This is a genomic window from Bulleidia sp. HCP3S3_C9 (assembly GCF_052064035.1).
GTDB lineage: Bacteria > Bacillota_I > Bacilli_A > Erysipelotrichales > Erysipelotrichaceae > Bulleidia.
This window is the reverse complement of record NZ_JBQHWJ010000039.1, coordinates 1-21,663: the sequence shown is the minus strand read 5'-3', so window position 1 is coordinate 21,663 and position 21,663 is coordinate 1. Positions and strand designations below refer to the sequence as shown.

The window sequence follows — 21,663 nt, the reverse complement described above, 5'->3', positions numbered from 1 at the left end:
ATACTTTTACCTCGCAGTTAAAGTGTATATCCAGCAATATGATTTTATTGTACTAAAAAGCGGACACTAAAGAGATTTCTGAACTTTTTTGAATCAGGTGGTCAGTTATGAAAAAGAAAACGTAATACATCTGGAATATAGAAATATAGATAAAATGCACCATAGCGAATCAAGAATTGATACCACTTTGCATCTTTGCTAGATGCATCTACAATCTGCATATGTGTAAATTTCTTGCCAAATGTTTTTCCATTTCGAATGCAATTCCATAGCGCATATACGACAAAATAGATCAAGATGATATGTATATTGACATGAATGATTGATAATACAATGGATGTAAATCCTGTAATGAAAATACAGCAGAAAGAATCTAAAATAACAGAAGTCATCCATTTGGAAAGTGTTATTTTCTTTCCTTTTGTAAAACTCATTTCATCCATTGTATTTTTTGAAGGTAATACATTTTTCAAAGGAATTACACAAGCATAGCCAAGGAAACCGCCAAGTGTATTTGCCAGCAGGTCATCTACATCAAATAATCGATAGCCTCTTGGATAAATGAAGAAGATTCCAGTGAGCTGTGTAATTTCAAAAAACAATGATAATAGAAACGAAAAGAGAATTGTTCTTTTTAGATTACATGCAAAATAATAGTGTAGAAACATGCCGAATGGTATCAGCATTAGAATATTGAACAGAAACTGATAGATAGCTTTATTGTGAAGAATGATAGAAATACCATGAAGATGTTTTGCTTCTTTGATGATGTCTTTGATAAATGTAAATGGAATGAGTTGTACTCTACTTGAAGTCATCATTGCGACTTTGCTTTTCTCTGGTAAAGGAAGAATGACAAGAAAGAAAGCACACAGTAAATACAATACAAATGAATATATCAATAATGTTCTGATAGCGATGATACTTCCATACTTGTGATAGTTATATAACATGTATGGAATTGTGATGAAGAATGCTAGTAATGGAAAGAAAAGAATTGCCTGTTGAATGATCCATAGATATGTATGCATAGATAATTCCTCCTGTGTTTTCATTTTAATGCATATCTTTTTATTGAAATCTTAACTTTTTTTAGGGAATTATGAAAAAAGTTGTGAATATTACTTTTAGAGAGACATGACTCTAGGAGGTAGATATGAAAAGTTATGAACTGTTTAAAGAAACCGTGAAGGAAAGATTGAAGTATGTATTGCCTGTGGAATTCAGAAGAGGAACCATTCGTATTGATCACGTGGAAAAAGTGGGAGAAACATACGAAAGTATTGGTGTGAAACTGGAACATGTTCCCACAATGGTGCGTGTGAATTTAGGTGACTGTTACAGAAAATACCAGCAGGGTGAAACAATTGCTTCGATTGTTGAAATGATCAAAGATGTCATCGTTGAAAATACGCATATGCAAGTGCCGGATTGGTTAACAAACTATAATATTATGAAAGATAAATTGTTTATGCGTGTGAGACATCATAAAAATGATGGTTGTACGTTACAGAACTATCCACATCAAAGAATGTGTGATCTGATTTTGACATATCAGATTGAAATATCGAATCACAATGGGCAGTTGAATAGTGCTGTTGTTACAAATGAAATGATAAAGAAGTTTGGTGTATCTTTAGAACAGTTTGAAAAAGATGCTATGAATAGCTGTAAAAAGAACTATCCCGCAAGAATTCGTGATGATTACTTTCCTTCTGAAGAGAATCATCCAAAAGTTGTGATGGTAACAAATGATCAATTCTTAAATGGTGCTGCAGTATTGTTCTATCCAGAAACGATCCCTGAACTGTTGGAAATCTTTCCAGAGGGTTTTATTTTGATTCCAGCGTCGATTCATGAATTGATAGCATATTCTTTATCTTCTAGAAAAGATTATGAAGAAATTGATAAAACAATTGCGAGATGCAATACAAAATATTGTGATAATGAAACGTCTGTACTATCAACCCATGCTTATGTATATGATCCAGAAGTGAATCGTTTAGAAACAAGTGAAGAATACTGTAGAAGAAAAGATATTTCATATGATCCAAAAACATATGAAAGAGAAAAAATCAAATGCGAAAATGAAGTAGACGAAGAAGAGTGGTGAATCAGATGAGCAGGAATGATACGTGTTCCTGCTTTTTTATGATCTGGTCGTGGAAGTAAAATGCTGCTAAAATAAATTTATGAATTCTTTTTTGACAAATACTTCAGAAATAACATTTTTGAATCAAATCAAAGATAATTTGAAGCGATGTGATTCGTTTGTTTTTTCCGTGAGTTTTATTAAAAAAGCAGGCCTTGTTTTGTTATATAAGGAATTGGAATCTGCAATCCAAAGAGGGTGTAAAGGGAAACTGATTACTTCAACATATCAGAATTTTACAGATATTGAATCTCTACAGCTTTTTTTAAATCTGGCAAATACCTATGATAATTTTGAATGCCATTTAGATGATGCATGCTTTATGAGCGAAGCATATGAAACAAAAGGATTTCATTCTAAAGGATATGTTTTTACATATGGTGAGGATGTAGATATCATTGTTGGATCTTCGAATATTACACGTTTTGCGTTATTGAAAAATATCGAATGGGATCTGTTAATGAAAGATACAATACATGGCTGCTTGTATCAGGAAGTGGTGCATGAATTTAATTATCTTTGGGATAAAACAAATGTATTAACAAGTGATGGAATTCAGAAATATGCTAGAAAATTAAATTATGCCATTGAAAGATGGGATATGGATTATGATGTCATACAAAGTGAAATCAAACCAAACTATATGCAGAAGAATGCACTGAAAGAACTGAATCGCTATCGTGCGATGGGTGTGCACCGTGCAATGACTGTCTGTAGTGCGGGAAGCGGAAAGACGTATCTTTCTGCTTTTGATGCTTTAAATTTTAATCCTGATAGATTGTTGTATATCGTACATGAGAGTTCGATTCTATCTAAAGCGAGAGAAACATTTCAAAAAGTATTTGGAAATCAAAAGACATATGGCATGTATACAGGAGGCAGTAAAGAAATCAATGCAGATTTTGTATTTGCGACAAATATTACGATGTCAAATAATCTGGAACTGTTTTCTAAGGATACATTTGATTATATTGTAATTGATGAATGTCATCATGCCGTAGCTGAAAGCTATCAAAAAATCATTTCATACTTTGAACCGGAATTTATGCTTGGTTTGACTGCGACGCCAGAAAGACTTGATAACCAGGATGTGTTTTCGTTGTTTGATCAGAATGTGCCATATGAGTTAAGACTGCGAGATGCAATTATCAATGATCTTGTTGTACCATTTCATTATTATGGCATCCGAGATACTTTAGTAGATTATGATCTATCAAAAAAACAGGAACATCAAATGCTTGCGCAGATTGTTGATACACCGCATTGCAAGTTTATTTGTGATGAGATTGAAAAGCATAGAATAGATGGAAAGTTAAAAGCACTTGTTTTCTGTAGAAATCAAACACATGCAAGGATGATGGCTGAAGCTTTTCAACAACAAGGATATCACGCAACGTATTTAACGGGAAACAACAGTGTTGGTGAAAGAATGCGTGCATATGATGATTTACAAAGTGATGATAAAGAACTAGAAATCTTATGTTCTGTAGATATTTTGAATGAAGGTGTGGATATTCCTGGTGTGAATATGGTGCTTTTCTTACGTCCAACGGAATCTTCCACTGTATTTATTCAACAGTTAGGCAGAGGTTTACGTAAGTATGCAAATAAATCATTTGTGACGGTATTGGACTTCATTGGAAACAGCTATAAGAGAAGTGTGCAGATTGCTTTAGCACTTGGCAGCTTATCGAAAAATCTCGTATTAGAGAAACGTCTCATGATGGATATGGTCAAAGATAATTTTTCTTGTCTGGATTTGTATCAGTATGGTGTCAGAATTGAATTGGACCATGAGAGTCAAAATGAAATTATTACGTATCTTGAAAATGAGAATTTCAACAGTAAACAGTATTTGAAACAGGATTATCTCAATTTTAAAACACATATTAACTGTGAGTTTTATCCAACACACATGGACTATTTAAATAATGACTGTGCTCCAGATATTATGAAATTCATGAATATAAAATATGATGGCAAGAAAGCGAATTGTTATTATCTTTTCTTGAAAGAAATGCAGGAAAGTAATCTTCCAGTATTTTCAGATGAACAGATTACATTCTTACAATATTTATCACATCTATTGCCACTTGTTCGTCCATATGAATATCAGATTGTATCACTGTTAATGGAAAAGAAAATGCATGTAAAAGAGATGCAGAATATACTTTCATGTGATTTAGAAGTCTTTGAGCATGTCATAAAATTTATGATCAAAGAAGGTGCGTTGAACAAAGATGAAGATGGATATTGTTCATTGAATGTTGCATTCGATCCTGAATTGAAAGAACATGTGAATGATTTAATTGCCTATGGCTTAACAAAGTATGAAGCGGAACAGTATCAGGTCAATGAACCATTCATTACATTCAATAACTATCGTATGGATCAGGTACAAAGAAAATTATTGAAAGATCCAAAGTCTAATCAGAAAGGTACATATATTTACGGTAAGACAGTTGTGATATTTGCTTCTTTAAAGAAAGATGCAAGTGTAGAAGAGAGAAAGAATTATATGGATAAGTTTCTTTCACCGTCTGTTTTTCAATGGGAAAGTATGAATCATGTTTCTCAAAAAGAATATGAAAGTCTAAGAGATAGTGAATTTGCTTATGTATTTGTAAGAAAAGTAACTTCAGAAAATGGAATGGTATTACCATTTACATATGTTGGAAAGGGAAAACTGACAAATCCTAGAAAGCAGGAAAAGAATCAGACATACTTATTTGATATTGAAATGGAAGAAGTACTTCCAGACTATCTGCAGTATGATTTTGGTCTTACAAGGATGAACTGATGATGAAAACAATACATGTTGTATGTGCTTTAATATATGATGAAAATCATAGAATCTATGCTTCGCAGCGTGGCTATGGTGAAATGAAAGATGGATGGGAATTTCCTGGCGGAAAAATTGAAAGTGGTGAAAGTGAACAAGAAGCTTTAAAGAGAGAAATTCTTGAAGAGTTCGATACGGAAGTATGTGTTGAAGAAAAACTATGTATGATTGAGCACACATATTCATCCTTTCACTTAGTGATGTCTGGCTACTGGTGTTCGATTGTAGAGGGGCATATGATTATGAAAGAAGCAGAAGCTGGCACGTGGATTACAAAACAAACACTTGATACTTTAGATTGGCTGGAAGCTGATCGAAAGATTGTTGCACAATTAAAACAAATTGAATGGAAATAAAAAAAGGAACGATCAGTCAATCGTTTCTTTTATATGTTTATCATAGTCTAATACGTATAAATAAGAATACATAACATTTAAATAGTATTCCATACTTGCACGTGAGAAGAATGCCGCAATTCGATGTCCTTTATCTTCTTTTGCGGGTAGAAATAATGAAATATCACATATTTTAGCGAGTTCACTGCTTGCATTTGCGGTAATGCAGATTGTAGGTATTTTTCTCTTTTTTAATGATTTTGCATTATCAATTGTACTTTGAGTAGAACCAGAATAGGAAAGCAATAATGCACAATCATCTGGATGTAATGTTTTAGCTAAATGTCCTTGTTCACCATAAACAGGAGTAACAATATAATTTGTTCCAGTACGTGTCATACTTGCCTGGAATGCTAAACCTGCCAGATACGCATCACCAACCCCAAACAATGCAACGTGTTTTGCATTTTTCATCATAATACATGCTTTCTTCATGTCTTGTGTAGAAAGCATTTTCTGTGTTTCCTGAAGTGTCTGAATCGTTAGCTTCTTTAACTGTTGAGAGATTTCTGGAATACTGTCATTTTTAGAAAATGGAAAGTTTGGATCTACGTCATTATAGTCTGTATTTGCGCGGAGAAGTTCTTGTGAAAAACGGAACTTGAAATCTTTGAATCCAGAGAGATTTAATCTTGTACATAATCTCATGATTGCACTTGTTGAAGTGAATGTTTTTAATGCAAGAGATTGAATGGACATTTGTAGTACATCATCTTTATGTGAAAGGATATAATCTGCGATAATTTTTTCGTTTTCTGTAAAGTTATCTTTTTCTTTTAATTGTTCTTGTAATGTCATGCATCTATTATAGCAAAGTTGGAATAAAATTCCGAAATAAATTGTAAAAATGTAGAAAAGTTTCGGAACAAACTGCCACTTTGTGGGCAATGTATTTTCATTTTTTTTATCTGTGTTATTCTGTAAACAGTTAAAGGAGAAAACTAAAATGAGTGAAACAAAAGGTGTAAAAATCGTTACAATTGGTGGTGGATCATCTTACACACCAGAATTAATGCAGGGATTTATCAAGCGTTATGATACGCTTCCAATTCGTGAAATCTGGCTGGTTGATATTGAAGATGGAAAAGAAAAACTTGAAATCGTAGGAGCATTGGCACAAAGAATGTGGGATGCATCTGGATATGATGTAAAGGTACATTTAACTCTTGATAGAAGAGAAGCATTAAAGGATGCTGACTTTGTAACAACACAGTTCCGTGTTGGTTTATTAAATGCACGTATCAAGGATGAAAGAATTCCACTATCTCATGGCTTCTTAGGCCAGGAAACAAACGGTGCTGGTGGTATGTTTAAGCTGTTGAGAACAGCTCCAGTGATCAAGGCAATTGTTGAAGACATGAAGGAACTATGTCCAAATGCATGGCTCATTAACTTCACAAACCCATCTGGTATGATTACAGAAACAGTTATCCGTCAGTGTGGATGGAAGAGATGTATTGGTCTATGTAATGTTCCAGTAAATATCATGATGCAGGAACCAAAGATGCTTGGTAAAGCAGAAGATGAATTGAACTTTGAATTTGCTGGATTGAACCATTTCCACTTCCATAAAGTATTCGATGCAAAGACAGGTGAAAATCTGACACATGAAATTGCTTATAAGATGATGGAAGATGATAAGAGCAACATGCAGAATATTCAAAACGAAAAGTTCTTATTAGATCAGTTGCTTGCTATGGATTGCCTGCCATGTGGATATCATCGTTACTACTATTTAACAGAAGAAATGATGAAGAAGGAATTAGAAGATTTTGCTAAACATGAAACAAGAGCTGAAAGTGTTAAGGAAGTTGAACGTCAGTTATTTGAACTCTACAAGGATCCAGCTTTACATGAAATGCCAGAACTTCTTGGAAAACGTGGTGGTAAATACTACAGTGATGCAGCATGTGAAACTATCAATGCTATTTACAATAACTCTGGTAAGGTAATGGTTGTATCTTGTGAAAACAAGGGTGCATTACCTGATATTGAAGATGATGCAATCGTCGAAGTATCCGCAAGAATTACTAGACACGGTGCAGAACCTCTTGCATTCGGCCATTTTGAACCAGCAGTTAGAGGTATGGTTCAGTTAATGAAGGCTATGGAAGAAACAATCATTGAAGCTGCTTTAACTGGTAACTATAACAAGGCTTTAGAAGCATTCCAGATCAACCCACTTGTAAAGCATGGTAAGTGTGCACAGGACTTGCTGGATGAAATGCTCGTAGCTCATAAGAAGTACTTGCCACAGTTTGCTGAAAAGATTGCTGAACTTGAAGCAAAGGGTGTTACTGTACAGGACGAAACAGCTAGAAAGCTTTGCGAAGCAGGACTATAAGAAACTTATAATAAGATCCCCTTTGTGGGATCTTTTAAAATTCTTGTAATTTTAGTTTGTTATTACTGACTAACTTTGTTGGATGGTATATCATAGTAAACGAATGGAGTAAGAATGTATGATGACATTAAAAGATTTAAAAATTGGACAGAGTGGAACGATTCAAAGTGTTGGCGGTGAAGGTGCATTGAGACAACATTTCCTGGATATGGGAATGGTTCCTGGTGTAGTCGTATCAGTCGTAAAGTTCGCTCCAATGGGAGATCCTATGGAAATCAAGATCCATGGATATGAATTATCTCTTCGTTTATCTGAAGCTGAAAAAATTGAAATATCTGATATAGAAACAGTTGATAAAAGCAAACAGAAAAGCAAAAAAATGAAAAGAACAGCGCATCCAGGACTTGGTGAGAATGGAAAGTATCACATCAAGAAAGATGAACATCCATTAGCAGATGATGTGTGCTTAACATATGCGCTGGTTGGAAATCAAAACTGTGGGAAAACAACCTTATTTAATCAATTGACAGGATCCAATCAACATGTTGGGAACTTTCCTGGTGTTACTGTGGATCGAAAAGATGGGGCAATCAAAGGATATGAAAATACAAGAGTAACAGATTTACCTGGTATTTATTCGATGTCTCCTTACAGTAGTGAAGAAATTGTAAGTCGTAATTTTGTGTTAAATGAAAAACCAAAGGCTATCATCAATATTATTGATGCAACAAATATTGAAAGAAATCTGTATTTAACAATGCAGCTATTGGAAATGAATACACCAATGGTTGTTGCATTAAATATGATGGATGAAGTGACAAATAATCATGGATTTATTGATGTAAACCAGATGGAACAGTTACTAGGTGTTCCTGTTGTACCAATTTCTGCCGCAAAAAATGAAGGTGTTGATGAACTTGTTCGTCATGCAATCCATATTGCGAAATACCAGGAAAGACCGGAGCAGATAGACTATTGTGATGAGAATGAAAGAGGTGGTGCAGTGCATCGTTGTATTCATTCCATCTGTTATCTGATTGAAGACCATGCTAAAGCTGCGGATATTCCTTTGCGCTTTGCTGCCAGTAAAGTCATTGAAGGAGATACATTAATCATTGAACAGTTAAAACTGGAACAGAATGAACAAGAAATGATTGAACATATCGTTGTACAGATGGAAAAAGAATCTGGTTTAGATCGTAGTGCAGCGATGGCGGATATGCGTTTTTCATTCATTGAAAAAGTTTGTGAATTAACGGTTGTAAAACCAAAAGAAAGCAAAGAAAGTGTTCGCAGTGAAAAGATTGACAGTATTCTGACAGGGAAATATACGGCATTGCCTTGCTTTATTGGTATTATGCTTTGTGTATTTTATTTAACATTTAATGTGATTGGTGCTTTTTTGCAAGATTTATTGCAGGCAGGTATTGATGTACTATCAGCAAACGTGAGTGGATGGATGCAGCAGATGCAGGTAAATGAAGCTCTGCAAAGTTTGATTGTCAATGGTATCTTTGCGGGTGTTGGTTCTGTATTATCATTTCTTCCAATTATTGTGACGTTGTTCTTCTTCCTTTCTTTAATGGAAGACAGTGGATACATTGCACGTGTTGCTTTCTTTATGGATAAGCTGTTAAGAAAGATTGGTTTATCTGGCAGAAGTATTGTACCTATGCTAATTGGTTTTGGATGTACGGTACCTGCGGTCATGTCAACGAGAACCCTTCCATCTGCACGTGATAGAAAGATGACAATCTTATTGACACCATTTATGTCATGCAGTGCGAAACTTCCAATCTATGCATTTTTTGCTAATGCATTCTTTCCACATTATGCAGGACTTGTGATGGCAGCGTTGTATTTTGTGGGAATGCTGGTTGGTGTTCTTGTTGCGGTTATTTTCAAGAAGTATTTATTTCCGGGGGAAGCAGTTCCTTTTGTGATGGAACTTCCTAACTATCGTTTACCTAGTGCAAAAAATGTTTTACAGCTGCTATGGGAAAAAGCAAAAGACTTTATCCAAAAAGCTTTTACTGTCATCTTTATCGCAACAGTTGTTGTATGGTTCTTACAAAGTTTTAATCTGCATTTTGATCTTGTGCAGGATTCTAGTCAAAGTATTCTAGCATTGATTTCTTCTAGAATTGCATTTCTCTTTGCACCGCTTGGATTGAATGACTGGCGTATTGTAACTTCTTTGATTTCTGGTGTGATGGCAAAGGAAAGTGTTGTTTCTACTTTACAGGTATTATATCCAGCTGGCTTTACATCTTCATTATCTGTACTTTCTGTGATTTGTTTACTTGTATTCTGTTTGTTATATACACCATGTATTGCGGCAATTGCTTCCATCAAGCGAGAACTTGGAAGCAAGTATGCGATTGGTGTTGTTGTGTGGCAATGTGTATTGGCATGGTTGATTGCATTTGCTGTTCATATTCTTGGAAGTTTGCTGATATAATTGTTTCATGGCAAAAGTGAAAAGAATTGGAAAAGGTTGTGCAGTCAAGTGCCTTCCAGATAAATATGTTGTTGTGGATATTGAAACAACAGGATTAGATCCACAAAGTAATGAAATTATAGAAATTTCAGCATTAAAGTATGAACAGAATGTATTGATTGATTCATATCATACACTTGTTCATCCAAATGAAAGTATTTCTGCTTTTATTACTGGTTTAACTGGCATTACAAATGAAATGGTAAAGAATGCACCGGATATCTCAGAATGTATTCATGATTTCTATTCGTTTGTAAAGAATGAAGTTATTGTTGGATACAATATCAATTTTGACTTGAACTTCCTGTATGACAATTTAAAAGTATGTACGAATGAAATCTTAAGTAATAACTATCTCGATGTACTTTTATTAACTAGAAGAGTGTATCCATCATTATCTTCACATAGACAAACTGCAGTGGCTGAGTATCTAGGTATCAATATTCAAGGTGCGCACCGTGCAGAAAAGGATTGTATGATTTGTCAGGCAATCCTGGAAGATATTCAAAAGAAGTAAAAGAAAAGATTGCCGTGAAGCAATCTTTTTTAGATTTGATATTGTACCCATTCTCCTTTTTTAAAACGTATTCCAAGAAGAATGAAACGAGATAACTGGTCAGATAATACACCAATCCAGATACCTGCAAGACCTAAAGGAATCAAAGATACAAGAGCATACGTCACAATGGAACGAATTAAAGTTACAGAAATTAATGAAGCAACAAGTGTATATTTAACATCTCCCGCACCTCTCAGACATCCACCAAAGATAATCTGAGAAATCTGGAAGAGTACAATGACCATAATGAATCTTGAAATGAGTACACCATCATTTAAGATGTCTTCTTGTGTAAAGAATAAACCAAATAGTTCTCTTCCAAAGAAGAATAAGATGACTGCTAGAATGAGTGAAATCATAAATCCAATTAACTGACATATATTACCATAAGTTTTTGCCTTTTCAGGATTCTTCTCACCCAGGGAGCGTCCAATTAATGAAACCGCAGCGACCTGCATACCATCACCAAACGAGAAAGCCAATGTTAAGAAGTTCATACCAACATTGTGTGCCGCAAAGGCATCTGTACCAAGGCGTGCTGCTAATAAAGAAGTTACAAGGAAGCCAACACGCATTGCAATATTTTCAGCTAACATGTTACTGCCAAGTTTTGTGATTGCGGATAATGTTGTAGAAACAGGATGAATTTTTTCTTTTAAGATATAAGGAATGGATACATAGCTTTCTTTCTTGAATAAAGAGCGAATAGAAAGAATGGATGCGACAACAGTACCTAATACCGTCGCAAAAGCTGCACCGAATAATCCGAGTTTAGGGAATCCAAAATTACCGCCAATCAAAAGATAGTTAAAGATGATATTGACGATTGAAGAGGAGATATTTGTGGTCATCGCAATCTTTGTATTTCCACTTCCTCTTTGTGCAGCATTAATGACCATAGAGATGACATTGAAGATCATGCCGCCTTGAATTACACAGAAATATGTTACTGCAGCATCATGTGTATCAGCAGCAGATCCTGCAAAACGAATGATATCACTTGCGAATATGAGTGACACAGTTGTTAATATAACACAGAGAATCAAAGATATTACAAAGGCAGTCACAAGTACTTCATTTGCATTTCTTTGATTGTTTTGTCCTCTTCTTCTTGCGACAAGTGCACTGACCGCAACATTAATAGAAAAAAAGAAGCAAAGTGTTATGAATTTTGGCTGTATTGTTAAACCAACTGCGCTAACGGCATACGTACCTAATGTAGCTACCATCATTGTATCGATCATACCAGCCAAAGAAATAAAAAAGCTTTCTAGGACTGCAGGCCATGCAGTGGAGAGCGTTTCTTTGATCAAATCTATTTTATTCATATTTTCCCCTCGATTCCTAATTATTATAAGACGGAATGAACGAAACAATTTTCCATAATATGGAAATAAGATTGTGTATGCTAAAATAATTGAGATAAAAAGGAAATACATATATGAGTAGACAATATTGGAAACCAAGTAACATGTTAAATCCAGTACCTGCAGTATTGATTACATGTAGAGATGAAAATGGAAAAGCAAATGCGATGACAGCTGCCTGGGCTGGAACAATCTGTTCCGATCCTGTCATGGTATCTGTATCCATTCGTAAGAATCGTTATTCTCATGACATTATTGAAAAGAGTGGTGAATTTGTCATGTGTTTAACAAATCGTGCCATGGTTAGAGCGACAGACTATTGTGGTATCTATAGTGGGGCAAAAGTAGATAAGTTTGATCTTCCTGGTCAATTACATATCACGGAAGAAGAAGCAAAACTTGTAAAAGCACCTTGTATTAAAGAGAGTCCTGTATGCCTTGAATGTAAAGTGAAACAAATTCTAGAACTTGGCAGTCATGATATGTTCATTGCTGAAGTTGTCAGTACAGATATTGATGAATCTTTATTAGATGAAAATGGCAGACTGGATCTTCATAAAGCAGATTTAGTTGCTTATAGTCATGGGGAATACTTTGCGTTAGGAAAGAAACTTGGAAAGTTTGGCTTTACTTCTTTAAAGAGTGAACAGAAAGAAAACCTGAAAGAAGTGAAGACACCAAAAGGAAATCGTACAAACTTCAAAGGTAGAAAAAAAGGCAGACAACATTAATTTAAGATATATTAGTCATCACATGATGCATTTATGTGATGGCTTTTTTTTGAGAATTAGTTGAATTTATTGAATTTATGCATATATCTTGCAATAAGAAAAAAAGTCGGAGAAAAATTTTCTTCGACTATATTTTTTCTGGAATCACAAATTGAGAACTGTATAGCTTTTCATAGAATCCTTTCTTTTCCATTAAGGATTCATGATTGCCTGATTCAATAATTTTTCCATCTTTCATAACAAGAATAACATCTGCATTACGAATTGTTGATAAACGGTGGGCAACAATGAAACTTGTTCTACCTTTCATGAGCGTATCAAATGCATTTTGAATCTGTAGTTCTGTTCTTGTATCAATTGCACTTGTTGCTTCATCTAAGATCAGCATTGCTGGCAAGGCAAGCATGACTCTTGTAATACATAACAGCTGTTTTTGACCAGCAGAGAGTGTATCTTCTGTAATATATGTATCTAGCTGTTTTGGAAGCTTCTTAATAAATTCCCAGCTGTGAGCTTCTTTACATGCGTGGATGATTTCTTCTTCACTTGCATTTTCTTTACCAAAGATGAGGTTATCTCTAACTGTACCTTCTTTGAGCCATGTTTCCTGCAGCACCATGCCATAACAAGAACGTACAGAATGTCTTGTTAAATCTTTAATATTTTCTCCATCAATACAGATTGCACCAGTCCGTACATCATAGAAGCGCATCAATAAGTTAATAAACGTTGTTTTACCACATCCTGTTGGGCCAACCAATGCAATTCTCATACCAGGTTTCACTTCTAGATTGAAATCTTCAATGAGTGGTTTTGCTTCATCATAACGGAATGATACGTCTTGAATGGATACAGATCCGTTGCATTCCTGCAATGTTTTGCTTGTTTCTTCTACTTCTGTATCTGTTTCCATAAAGCTGAAGATTCTTTCTGCACATGCCATCGCATTCTGTAATTCTGTAACAACAGAAGAAATATCATTGAATGGTTTCATGTATTGATTTGCGTAAGACAATAGAATACTCAATCCACCAACAGTCAACTGATCATGCAGGATGAGATATGCACCAATTAAGGCAATAAGTGCATAAATAACATTGTTGACTGCACGTGTACATGGGTTCGTTAAAGAAGAATAGAATGTTGCTTTTTGTGAATACTCACATAGATCAGTATTGATTGTACGGAATGCATCAGATGCATTATTTTCATAGCCAAAGGCTTTAACAATCTTTGCATTTCCAACCATTTCTTCAATGAGTGCTGTTTCTTTTCCTCTTGTTTCTGACTGTTTTTTAAACATTGTATAGGAATGTGTTGCGATAAAACGTGCAACAAGGAAACTGACAGGTGTACATACCAATACAAGAAGTGTAATCCAGATAGATTTAGAAAACATGAAGTACAGTGTCACAAAGATTGTAATGATACCAGTAAATAATTGTGTGAAGCCAAGCAGCAACCCATCGGATAACTGTTCAGCATCTGCAATGATTCTAGATACGATATCACCTGTAGAATGTGCATCGAGATATTTGAGTGGCAATACCTGGATTCTTTCAATGGCAGAAGAACGAATGTCTTTTACCACATGGAATGTTACATGGTTATCGATAACATTCATGATCCATGTAAGTACACCAGTGAGCACAATCATAAAGAATAGTTTTGATAGAATTTCTGTTAAAGATGAGAAATCAACATTTCCTTTAGTGATGAGATAATCAATTGCATCACCAAATAGAATTGGAGCATACAGTGTCAATACAACGGTCACTGATGCAAGCAAGATAGAAAGTGCAACAAACCATTTCTGCTTTTGAATCTGATGAAGAACTTTTATAACTATTTTCATGCGAGTACCTCCATCTTGAAATCTGCTGGTTTTTCTTCAGGAAATTGTGAATAGTAGATTTCCTGATATACGTGACAGTTTTTCATGAGCTCTTCATGTGTTCCTTTACCGACTAAATTGCCATCATCTAATACAAGAATCAGATCTGCATGTTTGATGGAGGATGTCCTTTGAGAAACAATGACAGTTGTTTTATGAATTGTCTGTAGAGCAGCTCTGAGTTTCGCATCTGTTGCGAAATCTAATGCACTTGCGGAATCATCTAATACAATAATTTCTGGATCTTTAACGAATGCACGTGCAATGGTAAGTCTTTGTTTCTGACCGCCAGACAGGTTTCTGCCATTCTGTTCAATCATATAATCTAACTGTCCGTCTTTTCCTTCAACAACTTCTTTTGCCTGTGCAAGCTGTAATGCATCCCAGATTTCTTCGTCTGTAGCATTTTCATTGCCAATCTTCATGTTATCGCGAATGCTGCCAGCGAATAGAACTGCTTTTTGTGGAACAACACCAATTTTTTTGATGAGATCTTCTTTTGTATAGTCTTTGACATTGATGCCATCAATGGAAACGATTCCGTGTGTTGTGTCATAGAAGCGAGGAATGAGATTTACAATCGTAGACTTTCCTGCACCTGTTGCACCGATAATTCCTAGAGTCTGACCTTTATTAATAGAAAAGGAGATATCATGCAGAGATTCTTCAGAAGCAGATGCATACTGGAAGCATACATGGTCAAATGTGATGGCGTCTTTGGAAGATGCTTCTTTTGTTTCTGCAGGGTAGGAAATACTTGTATTGACATCTAAGATAGACTGTACTCTTTCTGCGCATGCAATTGATTTATCAATTGTGATAATCAAAGATGCAAGTTTAATCAGTTCTACAACGATCTGTGCCATGTAGTTGTATAGTGCAACAACATCACCTTGTGCCAGATTTCCAAGATTTACCTGGATGGCACCTTTTTGAATGAGAAGAATTGTAGCGATATTAATAATGACATATGTTAAAGGATTCATTAAAGCAGAAATCTTTCCGACAAATTCATTCTGTTTTGTATATGCAGTATTTGCATTGTTGAATTCTTTTACTTCATCTTGTTCTTTTCGGAATGCACGAATGACTCTAACACCAGTAAGATTTTCTCGTGTCAGAGATAAAACTTTTTCCAGTGCCTTCTGAACTTTTTTGAATAAAGGAATGGATATCAGCATGATGGAGAATACAACAATGAGTAACAATACAATTGTTACAACAAAAATCCATGCAATTTTTGCATTGATCAAGAATGAAGCAATCATTGCCCCAAATACAATAAATGGACTTCTTAACAGTAATCGTAATGCGAGATTTAAACCATTCTGTATCTGATTACAGTCAGAAGTTAAACGTGTTATGAATGTATCTGGTGTTAATGTATCAATTTCTGTATAGGATAATGATTGAATATGATCAAATAATGCCTGTCTTAATTTTGTGGTAAAGCCAACTGCACTTTTAGATGCATAGTACTGAGCAACAATACTGCATGATAAACCAATCAAAGCAAATGCAATCAAGAATAGAAACTGATGAAAGATATATGTTGTATCTTTTGTATTGATGCCTGTGTTGATAATATTTGCGACAAGAATTGGTGTAAATAAATCAAACAAAGCTTCCAGCAATTTAAATGCTGGAGCGAGAATACTTTCTTTTTTATAATCTTTTAAATAAATCAATAATTTCTTCATGCAACCCTTCTTCTACAATTCTTTTAACAACGCATTAAATACTTTGGCGAAATCTTCCTGAATGACTAGATTTGCCTGGTGGTTAAACTTTGTCCTTTTTTTATTGATGATGACTAAATGTTTGCCTCTAAAATGTGAAACGATTTCACTTGCCGGATATACAACCAAAGATGTACCAAGGACAATCAATAGATCCGCATTTTTTGTATCAAGACGTGCTTGTTTGAATGTTTCTTTGTCTAAAAATTCTCCATAGAATGTAATTGCGGGACGTATGATACCACCACATTCTTTACAATATGGGATGCCATCTGTCTGTTTGATGTAATCAATGTCATATTCCTTTTTACAGTCAACACAATAGTTTCTATGAATTGTTCCATGCAGGTTATGTATTTTTAAAGAACCTGCTTTTTCGTGTAAACCATCAATATTCTGTGTCACTACAGTTACTTCTTTTCCTAGCTGCTGTAACTCTGAAATAAATAAATGGATCACATTTGGATCAATGTTATCGATTAATAGTTTTTCTCGATAGAATGCATAGAATTCTTCTGGATGCTTATTGAAGTATTTAATATGTAGTATTTTTTCTGGCTTTTTCCCATGATAGCGATTGGAATATAATCCATTCTTGCTTCTGAAATCTGGGATGCCTGAGAGTGTGGAAATGCCCGCACCTGTAAAGAAAGCTATCGTATGGCTTTCTTCAATCATGTCTTTTAATGTCTTAATTTGTTCATTGAAGTCTTTCATGCAAGTATTATAATGCAAAATGTTTGCATATCATTGAATGAATTGCGATAATAGCAGCGAGGTGAAGAAAATGGATAGACATTCTTTGGCAATTATTGGTGCAGGTCCTGCAGGATATACACTTGCACAGGAACTTGTAAAAACAAATGCATTTGATATTGATATCTTTGATAAGGAAAAAGAAATTGGTGGAGCAATCTATACAGGCATTCCTGATTATCGTATGCCAAAAACATTTTTGACAAAGGCATATGAAGGACTTGTGGAAAATGGCGTAAAGTTTCATTTTAATACAGAAGTAGATCATGCTTTATTTGAAAAATTACAAAATGAATATGATCGTGTTGTTGTGGCAATTGGTGCACAGGTTGAAAATACATTTGGATTTGATACGGGAGATGGGCTATACGCTGGATTAACACTGCTCTATGATTTGAATATCAACCACAATCATGATGATTATAAAAAATACCACCATGCGATTGTATGGGGTGGTGGAAACGTCGCAATGGATTGTGCGAGATCTTTAGTGCGTATCATTGATGATGTGAAAGTTGTATATCGTAGAAGTGAAGAAGAAATGCCTGCGAACAAGATTGAAATTCGAGATGCTAGAAAAGAAGGTGTTGTATTCAATTTCCTGGAAAATATTAAAGAAATCCTGCGAGATGAAAATGGTCAGGTTGTTGGTGCAAAGGTCGTAAAGATGGAACTAGGAGAACCTGATGAAAGCGGCAGAAGAAGTACACATGAAGTTGCTGATAGTGAATATGTGGAAAAGGCTGACTTGATTGTGATGGCAATTGGGCAGAAGGTTAATTTCAAGCCATTGCATGATTCTCTAGAAAAGAAAGAAGGACATGTTTCTTCTTTAGAGAATGTTTATATTATGGGAGATGCATGTACAGGACCTGCAACAATTGGAAGTGCTGTATTAGAAGGCAAGGCTCTTGCAAAAGAAATTGTACAATCCTTTGTGGAATGAAGTAAAATAGATAGAAGAAAGCAGTTGCTTTCTTCTTTTTTCGATTGGAGGGTATATGGCAGCAATATTTGTAAATGCGGCAATATTACATATTTTTGATTTTAGTGCAGGTACAACGGTCTTATCACAGAGTTCATTAAATATGGATGATACGATCATTGAAACATATGTTCATCGACAGATTCAAAAGATTATGAGTGATCTTAGATGCCAAGAAGGTTGTTTTCATGAAGATAGTCAATTCTTGAAGCTGTTAAATGACTACCAGAATAATGTGTATAGCTTTGTAGACTATTCTTTGAATGTAGCCAGCATGTTAGAAGGATATCTCAAAAATTGTGAGAATCCAGCAAATGATGTATTGATCATTGACTATACATATGATGATGTTCCATATGTTGCGCTTCTTGTTTTAGAAAATCAGATGGCATATACACATTTAACAAAACAGGATGGTGTATTGATTACAAATACGATCATTCAGCAGCATTCTCTTCTTCCATCTGCAACAAAGAAGATTTCAACATTTGCCTGCATTAATAAAACAAATCAGGAAATTCATTTACTGGATCAGATGAAATGGAATGTAGTAGATGTAGAAGTGATGCAGGAAATGATTCTGGATTGTTCTTGTGAAAAGAGTAAAGAAGAAGTTTTGAAGGAAGTGCATGAAGTTGTCAAGGAAGTTGCGATAAAAACAGATACCAATCCAACATTGTTATTATCAAAATATAAGAATTACGTAAAAGACAGTGTGGAAGAAGAAGTTCCTATGACGCGAGAAGATCTTGCGGCAAACGTATTTAATGAATCTGAAGAAATGCAGAATACATTTATTTCTGCTTCTTTAGAACATGAACTTCCAAAAGAAGTAGAAGTACCAAAACAGTACGTGACAAAGAAACTGAAGAATCAAAAAATCAAGACAGATACTGGAATTGAATTGTCATTTCCAACAGAATACTCTGAAAATTCAAATTTTATTGAATTTGTGAATCATCAGGATGGTACGATTACAATTGAAATCAAGAATATAGGAAAGATTACAAATAAGGTATAAATATGATTGATTATGATAAGGCATTGCATGCTTTTCAGACATATGTGAAAAACTATGATGCAAATGACGGGAAAGTTCGCTTAAAGATCGTTCATACAATGAAAGTTGCAGAATTATCTGAAATGATTGCTAGAGGCATTGGAATGGATGAAGAAAATGTACAGCTTGCAAAAGTGATTGGTTTACTGCATGATATTGGTCGTTTTGAACAGTTACGCAGATTTCATGATTTTCGTGATTATCTGACAGTAGATCATGCACAGCTTGGTGTTGAAATCTTGAAAGAGAATCACTTGATTCGTTCATTTGTTGAAGATGAGAAGTATGATGATACTATTTTTCAGGCAATTTCGAATCACAACAAATATGCTATTGCAGATGGTTTGAACAAAAATACATTGACACATGCTAAAATCATTCGCGATGCGGATAAAACAGACATCTTCCGTGTACATATTGAAGATCCTGTGGATGATTTCTTGTTTATCAAGGAAGATGAAATCAAGCAGTCAAAGATTTCAAAAGAAATTGAAAAGCAATTTTATGAAGGACATTGTATTGCTTCTGGTGGAAGAAAGAGTGCGGCAGATGTATATGTGATGCGCCTGGCATTTATGTATGATGTGAATTACGTACCTGCTTTAGAATACATTCAGAAACAGAACTATTTAAGAAGAATGATTGATCGTATTGGATTTGAAAATCCTGATACGATTCATACATTTGATGCAATGCTTCAGACAATTGAAAAAAATATGAAGAAAAGGATGGAAACAAATGAATAAAGAAAAACTTGGAACAGAAAACATAGGCAAGCTTCTTGCTTCCTTAGCGATCCCTGCGGTTGTCGCACAAATCGTAAATCTTTTATATAACATTGTTGACCGTATTTATATTGGTCATATTCCTGGAATTGGTGCAGCAGCATTAACAGGTGTTGGTTTATTTACACCAATTCTAATGATGATCAATGCGTTCGCAATGTTTGCGGGCAGTGGCGGTGCACCAAAGGCATCTATTTTCTTTGGGGCAAAAGAAAATGAGAAAGCTGAAAAAGTCATTGGAAACTGCTTTTCTTTTTCATTGATTGTCGCAGTGATATTGACAGTTGTATTCTATGTGTTTGCACCACAGTTATTAACATTGTTTGGGGCAAGTGAAGCAACACTTCCATATGCATTATCCTATGCAAGAATTTATATTCTTGGAACTGTCGTTGTATTAATTGTACTTGGCATGAATCCATTTATCACAATCCAGGGATTTGCGAAAACAAGTATGCTGACGACAGTGATTGGTGCTGTCATTAATATTATCTTAGATCCTATCTTTATTTTTATCTTTGATATGGGAGTACAGGGTGCTGCAATCGCAACCGTACTTTCTCAGGCAGTTGGTGCATTATGGATATTGAAGTTCTTGTGTGGAAAGAAAACAATTCTTCATTTAAAGAAAGAATACATGAAGATTGAAAAGGATATTTTAATGCCTTGCTTAGCATTAGGATCTTCCACATTCGTTATGATTTCTACAGAAAGTCTTCTTTCGATGACGTTTACAAGCTCTCTTGCTAGATATGGTGGAGATATCGCGGTAGGGGCAATGACGATCATCACAAGTGTTTCTCAGCTTTGTTCTATGCCTCTACAAGGAATTGTACAAGGTGGTCAGACAATTATTTCTTATAATTTTGGTGCTGGAAATAATGATAGAGTCAAGAAGGCATTTGTATGTGAATTGATTGTATGTGCAGTGTATTCTTGCAGCTTCTTCGTATTGATGATGTTCTTGCCAAATGTATTTGCTTCTATCTTTACATCCGATGTTGCTTTAACAAGCTATACAGCGAATGTGATGAGAATTTATATGGCTGGTATATTTGCGACTGGTTTTCAGATCAGCTGTCAGAATACATTTGTTGGCTTATCACAGGCAAAGATATCTTTATTCCTGGCAGTATTGAGAAAGTTGATTCTATTGATTCCACTGATCTTGATTCTTCCTGTGTTTATGAGTGATAAGGTATTTGGGGTATTCCTGGCAGAACCTGTCAGTGATATCCTGGCAGCTACTGTCACAACAATTACATTTATGACACGCTTTAATAAGATCTTGGCAAAAGGTCCTCAACGTTGAGGATCTTTTTTCAAATATCATTTAGGGAACTTTTTTATTAATTTTAAGCGTAAAAGTTCCCTATTTTGAATTTGAAAATTAGGGGACTTTTGATACAATTTTATGTATATTTGTTCCCTAAGGAGTGTAAAAAGTGTGAAACATTATGCTAAGTAGCAGACATGACAAAAAGAAGTGGTTATCCACTTAGTTAAATTCAAGATGAAGAAGAGATAAGTTTAGATGTATCAAATCCTTGAGAT

17 protein-coding genes are annotated in these 21,663 nt (G+C 34.8%); 11 read left to right on the top strand and 6 right to left on the bottom strand.

Annotated features, from left to right (window positions below):
- Positions 1-101: 101 nt before the first annotated feature.
- Positions 102-1,031, bottom strand: coding sequence for a VanZ family protein (locus tag ACTND6_RS07575; protein WP_441023342.1), 930 nt, complete (start codon positions 1,029-1,031; stop codon positions 102-104).
- A 125-nt stretch (positions 1,032-1,156) separates the two neighbouring features.
- Between ACTND6_RS07575 and ACTND6_RS07570 the strand changes: the two genes are divergently transcribed.
- The 3 genes from ACTND6_RS07570 to ACTND6_RS07560 all read left to right on the top strand — a co-directional run bounded on the left by ACTND6_RS07570 (position 1,157) and on the right by ACTND6_RS07560 (position 5,350).
- The gene (locus tag ACTND6_RS07570; protein ID WP_441023340.1) at positions 1,157-2,113 is read left to right on the top strand and encodes a DUF5688 family protein; all 957 of its coding nucleotides are present in this window, start codon (positions 1,157-1,159) and stop codon (positions 2,111-2,113) included.
- 79 nt (positions 2,114-2,192) lie between these two features.
- Entirely contained in the window at positions 2,193-4,952 is a 2,760-nt protein-coding gene (locus ACTND6_RS07565; RefSeq protein ID WP_441023338.1) for a DUF3427 domain-containing protein, read from the top strand.
- A 2-nt stretch (positions 4,953-4,954) separates the two neighbouring features.
- Positions 4,955-5,350 carry a (deoxy)nucleoside triphosphate pyrophosphohydrolase gene (locus ACTND6_RS07560; RefSeq protein WP_441045084.1) on the top strand — a complete coding sequence of 132 codons (396 nt, stop codon included), beginning with the start codon at positions 4,955-4,957 and terminating at the stop codon, positions 5,348-5,350.
- Between the two features lie 12 nt (positions 5,351-5,362).
- Here ACTND6_RS07560 and ACTND6_RS07555 read toward each other — a convergent pair whose 3' ends face one another.
- A complete protein-coding gene (locus tag ACTND6_RS07555) occupies positions 5,363-6,187 on the bottom strand; it encodes a MurR/RpiR family transcriptional regulator (RefSeq protein WP_441023334.1) in 825 nt (274 codons plus the stop codon).
- A gap of 148 nt (positions 6,188-6,335) precedes the next feature.
- Between ACTND6_RS07555 and ACTND6_RS07550 the strand changes: the two genes are divergently transcribed.
- The 3 genes from ACTND6_RS07550 to ACTND6_RS07540 all read left to right on the top strand — a co-directional run bounded on the left by ACTND6_RS07550 (position 6,336) and on the right by ACTND6_RS07540 (position 10,750).
- Complete coding sequence (locus ACTND6_RS07550) at positions 6,336-7,733, top strand: 6-phospho-beta-glucosidase (RefSeq protein WP_441023333.1); 1,398 nt, start codon at positions 6,336-6,338, stop codon at positions 7,731-7,733.
- Positions 7,734-7,854: 121 nt separating this feature from the next.
- On the top strand, positions 7,855-10,194 hold the full coding sequence (feoB, locus tag ACTND6_RS07545) for a ferrous iron transport protein B (protein ID WP_441023344.1): 2,340 nt from the start codon (positions 7,855-7,857) through the stop codon (positions 10,192-10,194).
- A 7-nt stretch (positions 10,195-10,201) separates the two neighbouring features.
- The gene (locus ACTND6_RS07540; RefSeq protein WP_178176804.1) at positions 10,202-10,750 is read left to right on the top strand and encodes an exonuclease domain-containing protein; all 549 of its coding nucleotides are present in this window, start codon (positions 10,202-10,204) and stop codon (positions 10,748-10,750) included.
- 29 nt (positions 10,751-10,779) lie between these two features.
- Here ACTND6_RS07540 and ACTND6_RS07535 read toward each other — a convergent pair whose 3' ends face one another.
- Entirely contained in the window at positions 10,780-12,120 is a 1,341-nt protein-coding gene (locus tag ACTND6_RS07535; RefSeq protein ID WP_441023331.1) for an MATE family efflux transporter, read from the bottom strand.
- Positions 12,121-12,233: 113 nt separating this feature from the next.
- Between ACTND6_RS07535 and ACTND6_RS07530 the strand changes: the two genes are divergently transcribed.
- Positions 12,234-12,890, top strand: coding sequence for a flavin reductase family protein (locus tag ACTND6_RS07530; protein ID WP_441023329.1), 657 nt, complete (start codon positions 12,234-12,236; stop codon positions 12,888-12,890).
- Positions 12,891-13,017: 127 nt separating this feature from the next.
- Here the strand turns inward: ACTND6_RS07530 and ACTND6_RS07525 are convergent, their stop codons facing one another.
- From ACTND6_RS07525 to ACTND6_RS07515, 3 genes are read right to left on the bottom strand one after another with little or no spacing between them, the layout of a single operon-like run.
- Positions 13,018-14,745, bottom strand: a complete 1,728-nt coding sequence (locus tag ACTND6_RS07525; protein ID WP_441023327.1) for an ABC transporter ATP-binding protein — start codon at positions 14,743-14,745, stop codon at positions 13,018-13,020.
- Positions 14,742-16,484: an ABC transporter ATP-binding protein gene (locus ACTND6_RS07520; protein WP_441023324.1), complete on the bottom strand. Its 1,743-nt coding sequence runs from the start codon at positions 16,482-16,484 to the stop codon at positions 14,742-14,744. Before ACTND6_RS07520 ends, ACTND6_RS07525 begins: the two co-directional genes overlap by 4 nt.
- 12 nt (positions 16,485-16,496) lie before the next feature.
- Positions 16,497-17,240 (bottom strand): NAD-dependent protein deacylase, encoded by a 744-nt coding sequence (locus ACTND6_RS07515; RefSeq protein ID WP_178176941.1) that lies wholly within the window; start codon positions 17,238-17,240, stop codon positions 16,497-16,499.
- A 70-nt stretch (positions 17,241-17,310) separates the two neighbouring features.
- Here ACTND6_RS07515 and ACTND6_RS07510 point away from each other — a divergent pair, with 70 nt between their 5' ends.
- From ACTND6_RS07510 to ACTND6_RS07495, 4 genes are read left to right on the top strand one after another with little or no spacing between them, the layout of a single operon-like run.
- Positions 17,311-18,225 carry an FAD-dependent oxidoreductase gene (locus ACTND6_RS07510; protein ID WP_441023322.1) on the top strand — a complete coding sequence of 305 codons (915 nt, stop codon included), beginning with the start codon at positions 17,311-17,313 and terminating at the stop codon, positions 18,223-18,225.
- A gap of 55 nt (positions 18,226-18,280) precedes the next feature.
- Positions 18,281-19,285, top strand: coding sequence for a nucleoid-associated protein (locus ACTND6_RS07505; protein ID WP_441023320.1), 1,005 nt, complete (start codon positions 18,281-18,283; stop codon positions 19,283-19,285).
- 2 nt (positions 19,286-19,287) lie between these two features.
- Positions 19,288-20,070 carry an HD domain-containing protein gene (locus ACTND6_RS07500; RefSeq protein ID WP_441023318.1) on the top strand — a complete coding sequence of 261 codons (783 nt, stop codon included), beginning with the start codon at positions 19,288-19,290 and terminating at the stop codon, positions 20,068-20,070.
- Positions 20,063-21,421, top strand: a complete 1,359-nt coding sequence (locus ACTND6_RS07495; RefSeq protein ID WP_441023316.1) for an MATE family efflux transporter — start codon at positions 20,063-20,065, stop codon at positions 21,419-21,421. Before ACTND6_RS07500 ends, ACTND6_RS07495 begins: the two co-directional genes overlap by 8 nt.
- Positions 21,422-21,663: the final 242 nt, after the last annotated feature.